Here is a 13,509-nt window from a genome sequence, read left to right as displayed (position 1 = left end):
ATTTTTCTGCTAAAATAAAAGACAGCAATTACTTAAAGACAGAATGGGGAAAAACTATGCGATTTATTATCGACGGGGATGGTTCACCGGTGAAAAATGAGGTCATCCAACTGGCGCAAAAATTCCAACTGCCAGTGGTGATCGTCACCAGTGTCGATCATTTCACCAATAAAGAGTATCCGCCTCACGTCAGTTTTATCTACGTGGACAAAGGAGCAGATCGGGCAGATTACCGCATTGTTAAAGAAATCCAACGCGAAGATTGGGTAATTACGCAAGATTACGGACTGGCTTCTTTGGTACTGGGTAAGCAGGCGCGGGTTTTTCACCACAGCGGGAAAGAATATACCGCCGCCAATATAGATGAGCTGCTGACCCAACGATTTATGGGAGCCCAGCTGCGAAAAGCCGGGAAACGCACCAAAGGACCCAAACCTTTTACCCTCCAGGATCGGGTACATTTTACTGAAGTGATGACTGAAAATTTGAAAAAAGCAAAAGCAAATAACTAGCAATCAACGCTGTAACGAGTCTTTTTCAAGTAGATGAAAGTGAAGGACATGGGCTTTTCTCGATACAATCACGAGTAGTCAGCAATTGAAAATTTTGAATTTGAAAAGACGACTACCTGCCATTAAAATGACTGGCAGATAGTCGTTTTTTGGTGTCTCACGTTTGGTATTGTTCGCTTCACAGGACAGTGAACTCAACCATTGTCATCGCCCCTTTTGGTGTCTGAGGTTTAGTATTATTTGCTTTGAAAGGATGACACGCCACTGTCACCGTCGTTTTTTAAGCAGTTACGGCGGTTTTTTTCATGACTTTTACGATACAATCTTGGGGACAGACGGCGATACATTCGCCACAATCGGTGCATTTAGCAAAATCAATGACGGCGACATTGTTCTCAATCGTGATAGCATCAGTGGGACAGGCTTTGACACAGCGGTTGCAAGTGATACAGCCAACTTCGCAAATCTTCCGAACGCTACCTCCTCTATCAAGGTTGAGACAAGCAACTGCTGGTGCACCGGTGATCGGCTTCATGCTGATTAGCTGTTTGGGACAAACGGCAATACATTGCAGACAGCCGACACATTTCAAGGGATCAACTTCAGCCACGCCGTCTACCACATGGATCGCATCATAGGCGCAGGCTGTCACACAATCACCAAAGCCCATACAGCCGTATTGACAGGATTGCTGTCCACCAAAGATTTGATTGGCCGCATAACAAGTGGCAGCTCCTTGATAAGTCATTTTCTGGCTTGTCAGACCGCACCGACCATTACAGGCAACAAAGGCAGCGGTGGGACGCAGTTCTGCTGCTTCGACGCCCAAAAGGCTGCTGATCTGCTGTCGCACCTCAGCTCCTCCGGGGGCACACAGATTGGCCTCCGCTGTGCCGGCTGCAAGTGCCTTGGCATAGCCATCACAACCTGAAAAACCGCAGGCGCCGCAATTGATTCCGGGAAGAAGATTGCGAACCGCAGCTTCTTTTTCATTAACCGGGACTTGAAAAATAATGGTAGCAATCGATAAACCGACACCGGCAATCAGTCCCAGACCGGAGACGATGGCAACGGGAATCAGGATACTTTCAAACATGCTTCAAGCTCCTTTCTATTTGAACAAGCCTTCTGCCAAGCCGGCGAAGCCCAGAAACGACATGGAAACGATAGCAGCGGCGATAAGGGTGATCGGCATTCCTTGCAGGGCTTCGGGAATATCGGCAGTTTCTAAGCGCTGGCGCACGCCGGCAAAGAGAACCATTGCCAATAAAAAGCCCAGACCAGCTGCTAAGGCATTGATGAGACTTTGTCCGTAGCTGTAATCCTTGGTGAAGTTCAAAATGGTCACTCCGAGAACAGCACAGTTGGTGGTGATTAGCGGCAGATAGATTCCTAAAGCATTGTATAAGGGTGGCAGGTATTTTTTGATGATGACTTCTACTAATTGAACCAAAGCGGCAATTGTCAAGATGAAGACGATGGTCTGCAGATAGTCTAAGCCCAGCGGAACCAAAACCCAGGCGTACAGTGGATAGGTCACCAATGTCGCCAAGAACATGACGAAAGTCACAGCCACCGACATTCCCACAGCGGTGTCCAGTTTTTTAGAAACCCCGAGAAATGGGCAGATTCCTAAAAATTGTGACAAGACAAAGTTATCGGTCAAAATTCCGGCAACTAAAATGGTAATCATCATTTGCATGGTGCGTCACCCTCCTTTTTGGCGGCCGGTTCTTCGATTAGCCCGCAAGCATCCGCGATGGGACAAGCACTGCAATCAGGTTCAGCTGCTGGACGATTACTGAGGCGATTGACCAGCATCACCAACATTCCAAAGACGAAAAAGCCGCCAGGAGGCAGTAAAAAGATGGTCATTGGCGTCACGAAATTGGGAGTGATGCTAAAGCCTAGAAAAGTTCCGGCACCGAGGAGTTCCCGAATGCCGCCCATGCACAAAAGAGCTAACGTAAAACCAATGCCCATGCCCAAACCGTCAGCGGCTGAACGCAGCACGGGATTGTCTTTGGCAAAAGCTTCGGCTCGCCCGAGGATGATACAGTTGACCACAATCAAAGGTAAGTAGATTCCCAAAGTAGCATCGAGAGCCGGCGCTTTGGCTTTGATAATCAGTTGAACCACGGTTACAAAGCCGGCAATAATCGTGATAAAGGCGGGAATTCGAACCTTATCGGGAATGATATTGCGCAAGGCAGAGATGACGATGTTGGACCCAATTAAAACGACTGTCGCAGCGATTCCCATACCTAATCCATTCATGGCACTGGTGGTGACAGCCAGTGTCGGACAAGTTCCCAGCATCAGCCGCAGCACTGGATTTTCTTTGATAATTCCTTTTGAAAAAACCGTAGAAAGTTTTTCTTTTTCCATGGTCACTTATCCTCCTTTGCAAAAGCGTCGTACAGTGCCAATGCTTTAGTCACCGCAGCTGCTACAGCATTGGAAGATCTGGTGGCACCAGTCACGGCCTGAATTTCATCAGCTGCGGTCGGTGTATTTTTTGTGACGGCCGGTGCAGCAGTAATCTCCCGAAATTGTTCCGTAAAGTCTTTGCGGGTGACATTTTGACCAAGTCCCGGTGTTTCTTGTGAGGCATCTAAAATCTCGATACCCGCCACCTGACCAGTAGCGGTGATTGCCGTCATCACAGAAACATCGCTACCGTAGCCGTAAGCTGCCGTGACAGCGATATAGCCAGTTACTTTTTGAGCAGTCAGTGCTTGATAAAACTGCCCTTGTTCATCATTTTCTTTTGTCAGCAGTTGATAATCCTCGGCTTTCAACAGTTTGGACATAGTCTTTCGCTGCTGTTCTTGTTCTTGCTGGAGGATTTCATCAGAAAAGGCATAGCGGGTTCCTGCCACAGCACCGGTCACTACCAGACAGATGACTACCAGACACAAGGTGGCACTCAAGATACTTTTGATAGTCTTCATGAGTGACTCACCTCCTTTTTGGTTCCGAAAGCTTTGGGAATCGTGTAGCGATCTATCAGGGGCGTGATGATGTTCATCAATAAGATGGCATAAGAAACGCCCTCTGGTAAGGCCGCGTAAAAGCGAATCAAAACAGTAATCAATCCGCAACCAAACGCATAGATTGCCTGACCGACAGCAGTGGTAGGGGACGTGGTGTAATCAGTGGCCATAAAGACTGCCCCTAAGAGCAGCCCACCGGACATCATTTGAGACAGAGGGTCACCTCCTAAAAATAAGGAAAGAACGCCAACTGTTCCAATAAAAATCAGCGGAATGGTCGGTGTAATGATACGGCGATACAACAGGTAACCAGAGCCCAAAAGCAGCGCCAGTGCTGAAGTTTCCCCTAGACTGCCAGAACGCATCCCAAGAAACATATCCAATAATGATGGCAGTGGGCCGCCAGTTTGCAGCGCTTGAAAATAGCTGGCAGAGGTTACGACATCTTCGCCATGATGCAAATAATAAAAGGGAGAATTCCAGACGCTCATCGCAGAAGAAAAAGACATCAGCAATACGATGCGAGCCGTAATAGCAGGGTTGACGAAGTTTTGTCCAAGCCCGCCAAAGCATTCTTTAACGATGACGATAGCGACGAATCCGCCAATCGCAGCCATCCATAGGGGAATCGATACGGGCAGATTCAATGCCAAAAGAACCCCGGTAATCACTGCAGTCAGATCATAAATGGAATAAGTGCGTTTCAAAAATCGTCGGAATAAGAATTCACTCAGCACACAGCTGGTCACACAGGTCAAAATTACTAACAGCGAACGAGGACCAAAGATTACAGTGGCCGCGAGTACTGCCGGGACTAATGCCAAAAGCACATCTCTCATGATGGTGACACTAGAAGCACCGCTGTGAAGATGAGGAGATGAGGTGACGATAAGTTTTTCTTCGGTCATTTTTCGGCCTCCTTGACGATGACTTTGCCTTCTCGCATGTATTGCACGAGGCGGCGATTGGAGGGGCAAACGAAGGAACAACAACCACATTCCATACATGCAGTTACTTGAAGTTTTTGCAATGATTCGCTGTCCTGATTTTTAAGAGAGCGCTCGATTTCCAATGGCAAAAGATTCATCGGACAGGCACGGGAACAACGACCACAACGGATACAGGCCATTTCTTGCGGTTGTGTGGCCGAGGCTGCGGATAGACAGGTGATCGCATTGGTCTGCTTAGTAATTGGCAACCCCAGATCGAACTGGGCAATTCCCATCATGGGTCCACCCAAAATCAGTTTGGCGTTAGTTTCTTCTTTTAATCCGCCACAAAAGGCCAAGACGTCACTAATTGGCGTTCCCACCGGCACGAGCAGATTTTGCGGCTGGCGGATATTGTCACCTGAGACAGTGACCCGTTTGGTAATCAGGGGGAGCCCGGTATTCAAATAATGTTGAAGCAGTGAAACCGTCGAAATGTTCAAGATCAAACAGCCCACTGCTGCGGGTAAAGCGCCGGGTGGAACTTTACGGCCGGTGCAACCGTAGACCAACATCTTTTCTGCTCCTTGAGGATAACGAGAAGGCAGCGTCATAACTTGAATTTTCTGGGCAATTTCGGGGTCGGGATGCCGCTTGAGAGCCTCAGCCAATGCAGTAATTGCCTGGGGTTTATTGTCTTCTATGCCAATGATGCCCTTGGAAATTGCCAGTTGCGTCATAATAGTTAGCATTCCGGCGATGATCCGATCGGTGGCTTCCATGGCTTCACGGTAATCGGAGGTGATGTAGGGTTCACATTCGGCACCGTTAATTACTAAGGTATCCAGCGGCTCTTTAGCAGCCAATTTGACATGAAGCGGAAAGCCGGCACCACCGATTCCCACCAAACCACTGGCACGAGCAGCTTGCAATAAGTCGTTTTTACTTTGGATGAGAATCGGAGCGGGCTCTTGAAACAAAGTGAATTCCCCATCATTTTCAAGATGCAGTGCGTCAATCATCTGCCCGTTTGCCAAAAGAATGGGTTTAATGCTCTTTATTTTTCCAGAGACCGGCGCATGAAGCGGGGCAGACACGTAAGCATCGGCGTCTGCTAGTAGCTGACCAACTTTTACTGTCTCTTTGGCTTTGACTACCGGTCGCAAAGGGGCACCGATATGCTGTTGCAAAGGCAAAATCAGCAGCTTAGGAGCAGGCAGGGGTATCGTTGCTGATTCAGCGGTAGTTTTTTGATGCGGCACTAGAACACCGCCACAAAATTTTGCGATAGCTTGGGCTAACATAGGTTGTCGTCCCTTCATAAAAATGTATTTTAAAGCGCTGTCTTTATTATAGCTTTCCCATTTGTCAGGAACAACGAGCTTTGTGATGAAAAACGTGTGACTACCCCTTTACGATAGCGTACTAATAGTGATTTTACTGATAATTGAGAATCGTATTCAGTTGCCTTAAGAAACGGATTTTTTCACAGAGTGGAAACGAGATGTAAAAAAACAACCCTTTCCAGGCTGGGAAGGGTTGTTTTTAATCAGTTATTTTATTTTGAAAAAGCAAAGAGTGATTCAGGCTATTTTTTGCGCCATTGTCGCCATAAGTGTCGTGCCACGATTAACAGGATGACGGCTAAGGCGACGATATATCCGAAAATCCCCAAACTGTCGGCGAAAACTGCTCCCCGAGCCGGCTCGGCGCTGACCAGTAGCGAAGAGCCGATAATCACAGCTGCCAAGATGAGACCAACCATCAACCGATTGACCATTGCTTCAATCCGACCCAGCAGATGCTCTTGTTCTTTGAAGCTCAAAGTCAAATGGGTCTTGCCGCGAGTGAAGGTCTCCAATGCCTGCAGTGAACGGTCCGGTAATTTAGGCAGACTTTTCCCGCTTTTAATCAGATCAAGGCCCAATCGTTTGGCGGTTTCTGTCACATCAATCTGTTGTAAATAATATTTTTGCGCATAGGGCTGAGTGACTTCCATTAAAGAAAGCTCTGGATCCAACTCCTCAATGACCCCTTCTAACGTGCTGAAGGCTTTAATCAGCATGGTAATCTCGTGAACCATCTGCAGATTATTTTGGTGGCAAATCTGGATGACTTCCCCCAAAACTCGTTGCAAGTCGATATCTTTGATGGCTAAATTGTAGTAGCGATCCAAAAAAACACCTAACTCAGCATAAAAGCGTTCCTCATCAAAAGGGCCTTCCACTTTGCAAAGCCGGAGGACCGCATCCCCCAACTGCTGGGCGTCTTGTGTGTACAAAGCCAATAAGGCGTCGATTAACCGAGAACGTAGCTGATCTGGCAACTCTCCCATCATCCCAAAATCCAGATAGATAATCTGAAAAGGCGGCAGAGAAGTTGGATCCTGCCATTTCAAATGATAATCCACTCCCGCAAAGACGCCGGCGCGCTCTTTGTTGCGAAAAGCCGGTGCCTGAGTCGTAGTTTTTGCCGGAACATGATGAAAAAAGACATTGCCTGGATGCGGGTCGGCGTGGAAAAAGCCATCTTCAAATACTTGTTTCATAAAACTTTCCACCAGCAGCATACCCAGTTCTTTTTTCAACTCTTTAACACTCGTATCGCCAAAAGCAATCTGCTGCGGGTCAGCCTCCAATAGATAGCGCAAACTGCGACCTTCCATAAATTCTAAAATAAGCACCCGGCTCGTACAATATTCTGCATAAACCTTTGGCACCTTCACTTGCTGCCAACCGTTATTCAGCTGATAGAAGCGTTTGGCATAGGCTGCTTCTTTGGTGAAATCAGTTTCGTCATCCAACGAACGACGGACTTCTGCCAAAACACTTTTGACATCTACCACGTTAGATTCCGGAACATAGCGGATCAGGGGAATCGCCTTTTCAAAAAGGGCAAGATCGACATGGATGTCCGCCACGATTCCCGGATGTTGAACTTTAACTACAACTTTTTGTCCCCCCTTGAGGATGGCTAAATGTGCTTGACCGATAGAAGCCGAGGCAAAGGCCGTCTCCTGAAATTCCTCGAAGATTACATCAAGGGGCAACTCCCATTCTTGCTCCAATAATACTTTTACTTTGCTGAAATCATCAGACTTTACATTGTCTTGCAGTGATTTAAAGGCTTGAATATACTCCGGTGATAAAATATCTGTACGTACGGATAAAAGCTGCCCGATTTTGATGAAGGTGGGGCCCAATTCTTCAAAAGCGTCCCGGACCGCCTGAGGATTCGTCTGCTTGGATAGATTTTGCAGGACCTTGTATTTATGAAAGACTGCGATAATCTCTTTTAAACGTTGTGGTTTGGTTTTTGTTTGATCGGTTCCTGTCATAAGACTTCCTCATTTCTTGGTGGGGAGTGAGTCGCCAATCCAGACCAGATGCTCCTGGATCAACCGGCGCTTAGAAGACTGCCAACGCTTCACGGCTTGTTACTTCAATAGTAGAAGATATCGCTGATAATAACAAGTAATCCCTATCTGACGCGGGTTTTGCCACCTCATAAATTAATTTGTCGCTCTTTAGGCTTTATGCTAAAATGTGGAAGAGTTAAAAGATGGGACTTCACAAAGATTGACAGCAGCAGTGGCTTTCACTGAGCTGACCAACTTTGAGCATAAGCCGAAATGAAATGCGGTGTAGCACAGGGCTTACATCAGCCTTCAGATCGACTGAAATGGGAGGAATATTTTTTGAAAATCGTATTGCTATACGGAGGGCGCAGCGCGGAACATGACGTTTCTATTTTGTCGGCGTATTCCGTCCTACAAGCAGTGTATTATCACTATTATCAAGTGCAATTGCTGTATATCACAAGAAGCGGCGACTGGATCAAAGGACCGCTACTGACGGAAGCACCAAAATCAGAAGAAGTCTTGCATCTGAGCTGGGGGGCAGACGTAAAAGATCCTACGGGGGAACAGATTCAGCCTTCTGCTATCAAAGAAGATGACGCGATTGTTTTTCCGCTTTTGCACGGACCAAATGGGGAAGACGGCACTATTCAGGGCTTTTTGGAAACCATTGATATGCCTTACGTGGGCACCGGTGTATTGACTAGTGCATGTGGCATGGACAAGATTATGACGAAGTATGTCCTGCAAGCAGGCGGCATCCCGCAAGTGCCTTATGTCCCAGTGTTGAAAAATCAATGGAAAGAAAATCCTAAACAGATTTTTGAACAGTGCGAAGGAACCTTGTTGTACCCAATGTTTGTGAAACCTGCCAACATGGGCTCCAGCGTAGGAATTTCCAAAGCTGAGAACCGCGAAGAACTACAAAATGCGCTGCATGAAGCGTATAAATATGACACCCGTGCTATCGTAGAACAAGGAATCGAAGCCCGTGAGATCGAAGTAGCAATCTTAGGTAATGAAGACGTTCGGACGACTGTTCCCGGGGAGATTGTCAAAGATGTGGCATTTTATGATTACAATTCTAAATATATCGACAACAAAATTGTGATGCAGATTCCAGCAGAGATTCCAGAAGATGTGCAACTAAAAGCGCAAGAATATGCCAAAAATGCGTATACAATGTTAGGCGGCAGCGGATTGTCTCGTTGTGATTTCTTCCTGACTAATAAAAATGAGCTTTTCTTAAATGAATTGAACACGATGCCAGGCTTTACTCAATTTTCGATGTATCCTTCTCTGTGGGACAAAATGGGTCTGAAATATGGTGATCTAATCGAAGAATTGATTCAACTTGGTCTAAACCGCTATGCACAGCGCCACGAGTTTTTGACAGAAGTTAATTGAAATAACGGATAAGATCCAAGAACACAAGACAAAGCAACACAACAGCGATCACTTCTAAGGGATAACTGGCGAAATTTTCAATAGATGAACAAGAAAATGGCTGTTAGCAAATAGTCGCAACAGGCCAATGAAAAAAAGTCACTTCCGCTGGTTTTTAATGGAAGTGACTTTTTTGTTTGTGGCTCATCCTTGCTGTGGCTTGCTTTGGAGGAGGGGACTAGACAATTGTCGCAACTCCTTTTAATATACCCGCTTTCCAGAAACAGGATGATAAAGTGCTGTGTGGTGAGCAGCGATTTTCCTGCTGGATAGAAAATCAACTGAATCTATGGTACTATTCAGAAAAAATGATCAGGTTATCAAAGAAATACCTGTCGCTGGTCAGAAAGGAGGAAACGGATGCCTACGATGAATGACGTTGCCAAATTGGCAGGTGTATCACGAGGAACAGTCTCAAACTATATCAATGGCGTCAAAATCAAGGAAGAATCTCAAGTGAAGATTCAAAATGCAATCAATCAACTGAATTATATCCCGAACACAAATGCGCGTCAGTTAAAAACCAGTCGATCAGATATCGTGGTGTTTATCTTACCCACCACTAGAACGCCTTTTTTTGGAGAATTGACTTACGAAATGCAACAAGCCTTACAAAGAGCAGAATATAAAATGATTCTCTGCAATTCAAATAATGATATTCAGCAAGAAATCGAATATATTCACATGGGACAGATGCAAAAGGTGGCGGGAATTATCACCATGTCTTACAGTGATTTGTCGCAACAGCACTTGGAAAACCTGCCGATTGTTTCGATTGAAAATAAGATTTCCAAGCGTATTCCTTGTGTTTCTTCAGACAATTATCAAGGGGGAGTGTTGGCAGCAGAAAAGCTCATTTCTTCAGGAGCGAAGAACTTGTTATTAATCACTAGAACTACGACTCATACCGAAGCCAGCTATGGGCAGCGCAGCAGGGGCTTTATTGATTGTTGTCGAAAACACGGACTGGAATGTGAAGTTTTTTGGGGTGAGCATCATGAGGAGACGTTTTATCCAGCCTTGGCAACGTACTTGAAGGAATCTGGGGAAGTCGAGACAGTTGACGGAATTTTTGCGGTGGCGGATCAGTACGCGGATTTTGCTATGGAGTTATTAACAAAGGCCGGGCGTCGCGTGCCAAAAGATCTCCAGATTATCGGTTTCGACGGGAGTAAGATGTATCCCGAGCAAGAAGAATTTATCTCCACAATTCGTCAGCCGGTGGCACTAATGGCAGAAACTTGTGTCAGCATTCTAGAAGAGCTGTTGAATAAAGAAGGGCCCGCACCTGCTGAAGAAATCGTATTGCCGGTAAAATTTATTCCCGGTGGGACGAGCATATGAAACCGTTTAAAAAAATACTTGTCATAGTGGACAGGATGAGTTATACTCTACTCAACACTTGGTTGGAACGTTCCAAATCAGGAGCGTTCTTTTTTTAAACTATATTTGGAACGTTCCAAAAAGGAGGAGTTACGTTGAAAAAATTTGTTATCGCCTCTCATGGCAAGATGGCAAAGGGAATTAAAAGCACCTTGGAGTTGTTTGTAGGAACCGAGATAGATGTGACTTATATGTCAGCCTATATGGAGGATGAGCCGGCAATTGAAGAGCAGATCAGTGAGTTCTTTTCAAGGTTAGAGTCAGTAGATCAAGCGGTAATCTTTACGGATTTATTTGGAGGCAGCGTCAATCAAAAGTTGACATTAGCTGCTGCGGATAGAAAAAATGTGTTCCTGATTGCCGGATTCAACTTGCCGCTTATTATTGAAATTATTTTTGGTGCAGAGGTTTATACCAAAGAAAACCTCGAAGGCTTCATTACCGGGGCCAGACAAGCAATGCAGTTGGTAGAAAATCTAAGCACGGTGGATCAAGAAGAAGGTAATCAGCTGGCAGCAGAGGACAGAGAAGCACAAGCAGCAAGTGATGAGAGCATTAAAAATAGTTCCGGAATGAAAGCGGTACAAACTGAAAATGTACCCACATTGTCACACACTGAACTGGCTCCTTTAGAAACAACTTTGCGGGTAGATGAACGATTGATCCATGGCCAAATTGCTATGGTATGGTCTCGAGCACTGAATCTGCATGGAATTATTGTTGCCAACGATGAAGCAGCAGCAGATCAAACCCAACAGATGGCCTTAAAAATGGCTGTTCCCTCGGGGGTAAAAGTGCTGATTCGCTCACTAGACAACGTTGCTGAAATCCTGCAAGATCCTAGAATCCATCAAACTCGTGTGCTGGTCTTAGTTAAAACGGTCACCGATGCGTTGAGACTCGCAGAAAAAGTACCTAACCTGAAGTACTTAAATATCGGCAATGTGGGGAAATTAGTGACAGAAGAAAAGCAAACGCTGACACAGTTTGTTATGCTGTCAGCTAAAGAAATGGCTAGTTTGAAAAAGCTGGCTACCCTCTATCCTGAAGCAGCGTTGCAAAACCTGCCTTCGGATAAAAAAGTGTTGGCAACAGAGTTTCTTTGATTCATACCATGTTGGGTTTGACGTAGAGAGAAAAGCGCGCAGCTGACAAATTTATTTTTGCTGCGAAAGCTTGTGAGGAGGAAAAAGAATGTTTTATGAAGCACTTGTTACAGCCTTAGTGGTCTTTTTCACAGTAGGGGGACAGGAATTATTAGGCTTTACCATGATTGGTCGGCCCATCGTCATAGGTCCCTTGCTCGGTCTTTTGCTAGGAGATATACAGACCGGACTTTTAATTGGTGCGGCACTGGAAACCGTCTTTATGGGAGTCATCAATATTGGGGGTGCCAGTTCGGCAGAGCCTGGTTTGGCAACAGCCCTGGCGACGGTTTTTGCCATCAATATGGGTGCCGGTGTTGAAGTAGCCATTCCTATTGCCATTCCTTTGGGGGTCATTGGCTTACAAATCAAAACATTATTGTATGTTGGTGTAGTAGGACCATTTGCGGCAACCTTTGATCGCTACGCAGAAGAAGGCAGAGAAAAGGGAATCAGACGACTTCATTTTGGCTTGTGGGGACTGCAGTGGGCGCTGTATTCATTGATTCCTTTCTTTGCAGTTTTGGTAGGGTCAAAGGCCACACAACGCGTCTTGGAAATGATTCCGGAAAACTTGCTTAACGGGCTCAGTATTGCTGGTAATCTACTGCCGGCAGTGGGGATGGCCATGCTGTTAAAAATGATGTGGGAAAATAAAATTGCTGTGTATTTCTTCTTAGGATTTTTACTGGTAGCGTACTTGAAGATTCCTTTGATTGCTGTGGCGGCCTTTGCGGTCATTATTGCACTGGTGATTGTAAGTCGTGACTTGGATATTCGGCACCTGAAGGAAACCTTCAAACACACTTCTAAGCAGCAGTCGATTAGCGAAAGTACCTCTGTTGACCCTGAACTAGACGATTTTTTGAAATAGGAGGCTGACATGGAAAAGACAGCGAACAACTTATCAGGAAAAGAAAAGAAATTATTGCGGCAGCTCTATTGGCGTTCCTTTACGCTTTATTCTGCGGTAACGCCATCTAAACAAGGTGCGTCTGGGGTTTCTTATGCGATGCAACCGTTCTTGGATGAATTTTACCCCGTAGCAGAAGAACGTTGTCAAGCGATGGTGAGACAGATGGCCTACTTCAATACGAACGTGGCGATGTACCCTTTTATTTTGGGAATTACGGCATCGATGGAAAAAGAAAATCATTTGAAGACAGATTTCAATGTCGATTCAATCAATGCGGTAAAAACGAGTTTAATGGGGCCACTGGCAGGCATTGGTGATTCAGTTTTTTGGGGAGTTTTGCGAACCATTGCAGCAGGAGTCGCAGTGAGTCTTGCGCAATCTGGTAATGTCTTAGCACCGATTGTCTTTTTACTGCTTTTCAACATACCGGTGCAGTTTCTGCGTTGGCAAGGGGGAAAGTTGGGCTACACACTGGGATCTACTTACATTTCCAGTCTCTATGAAAACGGCATGATCAATATTCTGACAAAGGCAGCAGGTGTTGTCGGTTTGATGATGGTCGGGGCGATGAGTTCTCAGATGGTGAAGCTGGATATCAAATGGAACATGATGATGGATGGCGAAGTTGTAATGAAGACGCAAGAAATGCTGGATCAAATCTTTGTCGGCATTTTGCCTCTAAGTGTTACCTTAGTTTGCTTCTATCTCTTGAAAAAGAAAAATGTCTCAATCAATGTGCTGATTGTGGGGCTAATTTTGCTGGGGATTTTGTTATCTGTAACAGGGATTGCTTGAGAAAGTTTGTTTTAGAACAATGTAAACTC

At 45.6% G+C, this 13,509-nt stretch carries 13 protein-coding genes; 6 read left to right on the top strand and 7 right to left on the bottom strand.

Annotation, left to right across the window (positions count from 1 at the left end):
- Positions 1–56 precede the first annotated feature (56 nt).
- Positions 57–512, top strand: coding sequence for a YaiI/YqxD family protein (locus tag ACOMA8_RS01690; RefSeq protein ID WP_421367898.1), 456 nt, complete (start codon positions 57–59; stop codon positions 510–512).
- A 280-nt stretch (positions 513–792) separates the two neighbouring features.
- Here the strand turns inward: ACOMA8_RS01690 and ACOMA8_RS01685 are convergent, their stop codons facing one another.
- The 7 genes from ACOMA8_RS01685 to ACOMA8_RS01655 form a co-directional block, all read right to left on the bottom strand.
- Positions 793–1,608 (bottom strand): RnfABCDGE type electron transport complex subunit B, encoded by an 816-nt coding sequence (locus tag ACOMA8_RS01685; protein WP_421367895.1) that lies wholly within the window; start codon positions 1,606–1,608, stop codon positions 793–795.
- Positions 1,609–1,623: 15 nt separating this feature from the next.
- Complete coding sequence (locus tag ACOMA8_RS01680) at positions 1,624–2,214, bottom strand: electron transport complex protein RnfA (protein WP_161898513.1); 591 nt, start codon at positions 2,212–2,214, stop codon at positions 1,624–1,626.
- Positions 2,205–2,900: an electron transport complex subunit RsxE gene (gene rsxE, locus ACOMA8_RS01675; protein ID WP_421367892.1), complete on the bottom strand. Its 696-nt coding sequence runs from the start codon at positions 2,898–2,900 to the stop codon at positions 2,205–2,207. The genes ACOMA8_RS01680 and rsxE overlap by 10 nt, the downstream gene beginning before the upstream one ends.
- A gap of 2 nt (positions 2,901–2,902) precedes the next feature.
- Positions 2,903–3,466, bottom strand: coding sequence for an RnfABCDGE type electron transport complex subunit G (locus ACOMA8_RS01670; protein ID WP_421367889.1), 564 nt, complete (start codon positions 3,464–3,466; stop codon positions 2,903–2,905).
- Positions 3,463–4,416, bottom strand: a complete 954-nt coding sequence (locus ACOMA8_RS01665; protein ID WP_421367887.1) for an RnfABCDGE type electron transport complex subunit D — start codon at positions 4,414–4,416, stop codon at positions 3,463–3,465. Before ACOMA8_RS01665 ends, ACOMA8_RS01670 begins: the two co-directional genes overlap by 4 nt.
- On the bottom strand, positions 4,413–5,741 hold the full coding sequence (gene rsxC / locus ACOMA8_RS01660; RefSeq protein WP_421367885.1) for an electron transport complex subunit RsxC: 1,329 nt from the start codon (positions 5,739–5,741) through the stop codon (positions 4,413–4,415). The genes ACOMA8_RS01665 and rsxC overlap by 4 nt, the downstream gene beginning before the upstream one ends.
- A gap of 284 nt (positions 5,742–6,025) precedes the next feature.
- On the bottom strand, positions 6,026–7,774 hold the full coding sequence (locus ACOMA8_RS01655) for an ABC1 kinase family protein (RefSeq protein ID WP_421367882.1): 1,749 nt from the start codon (positions 7,772–7,774) through the stop codon (positions 6,026–6,028).
- A 360-nt stretch (positions 7,775–8,134) separates the two neighbouring features.
- Here ACOMA8_RS01655 and ACOMA8_RS01650 point away from each other — a divergent pair, with 360 nt between their 5' ends.
- The 5 genes from ACOMA8_RS01650 to ACOMA8_RS01630 all read left to right on the top strand — a co-directional run bounded on the left by ACOMA8_RS01650 (position 8,135) and on the right by ACOMA8_RS01630 (position 13,480).
- Positions 8,135–9,202, top strand: a complete 1,068-nt coding sequence (locus ACOMA8_RS01650; protein ID WP_421367880.1) for a D-alanine--D-alanine ligase — start codon at positions 8,135–8,137, stop codon at positions 9,200–9,202.
- Between the two features lie 399 nt (positions 9,203–9,601).
- Positions 9,602–10,585, top strand: coding sequence for a LacI family DNA-binding transcriptional regulator (locus ACOMA8_RS01645; protein WP_421367878.1), 984 nt, complete (start codon positions 9,602–9,604; stop codon positions 10,583–10,585).
- Between the two features lie 134 nt (positions 10,586–10,719).
- On the top strand, positions 10,720–11,730 hold the full coding sequence (locus ACOMA8_RS01640) for a PTS sugar transporter subunit IIAB (RefSeq protein ID WP_421367876.1): 1,011 nt from the start codon (positions 10,720–10,722) through the stop codon (positions 11,728–11,730).
- Positions 11,731–11,818: 88 nt separating this feature from the next.
- Positions 11,819–12,643, top strand: coding sequence for a PTS mannose/fructose/sorbose/N-acetylgalactosamine transporter subunit IIC (locus tag ACOMA8_RS01635; RefSeq protein WP_161898504.1), 825 nt, complete (start codon positions 11,819–11,821; stop codon positions 12,641–12,643).
- A 9-nt stretch (positions 12,644–12,652) separates the two neighbouring features.
- Positions 12,653–13,480 carry a PTS system mannose/fructose/sorbose family transporter subunit IID gene (locus ACOMA8_RS01630; RefSeq protein ID WP_421367874.1) on the top strand — a complete coding sequence of 276 codons (828 nt, stop codon included), beginning with the start codon at positions 12,653–12,655 and terminating at the stop codon, positions 13,478–13,480.
- Positions 13,481–13,509 lie beyond the last annotated feature (29 nt).

Origin of the sequence: Enterococcus infantis (genome assembly GCF_049166715.1) — a bacterium.
Taxonomy (GTDB): domain Bacteria; phylum Bacillota; class Bacilli; order Lactobacillales; family Enterococcaceae; genus Enterococcus_C; species Enterococcus_C leclercqii.
Note: the sequence above shows the minus strand (reverse complement) of the source record. Positions and strands in the feature narration are given on the sequence as shown.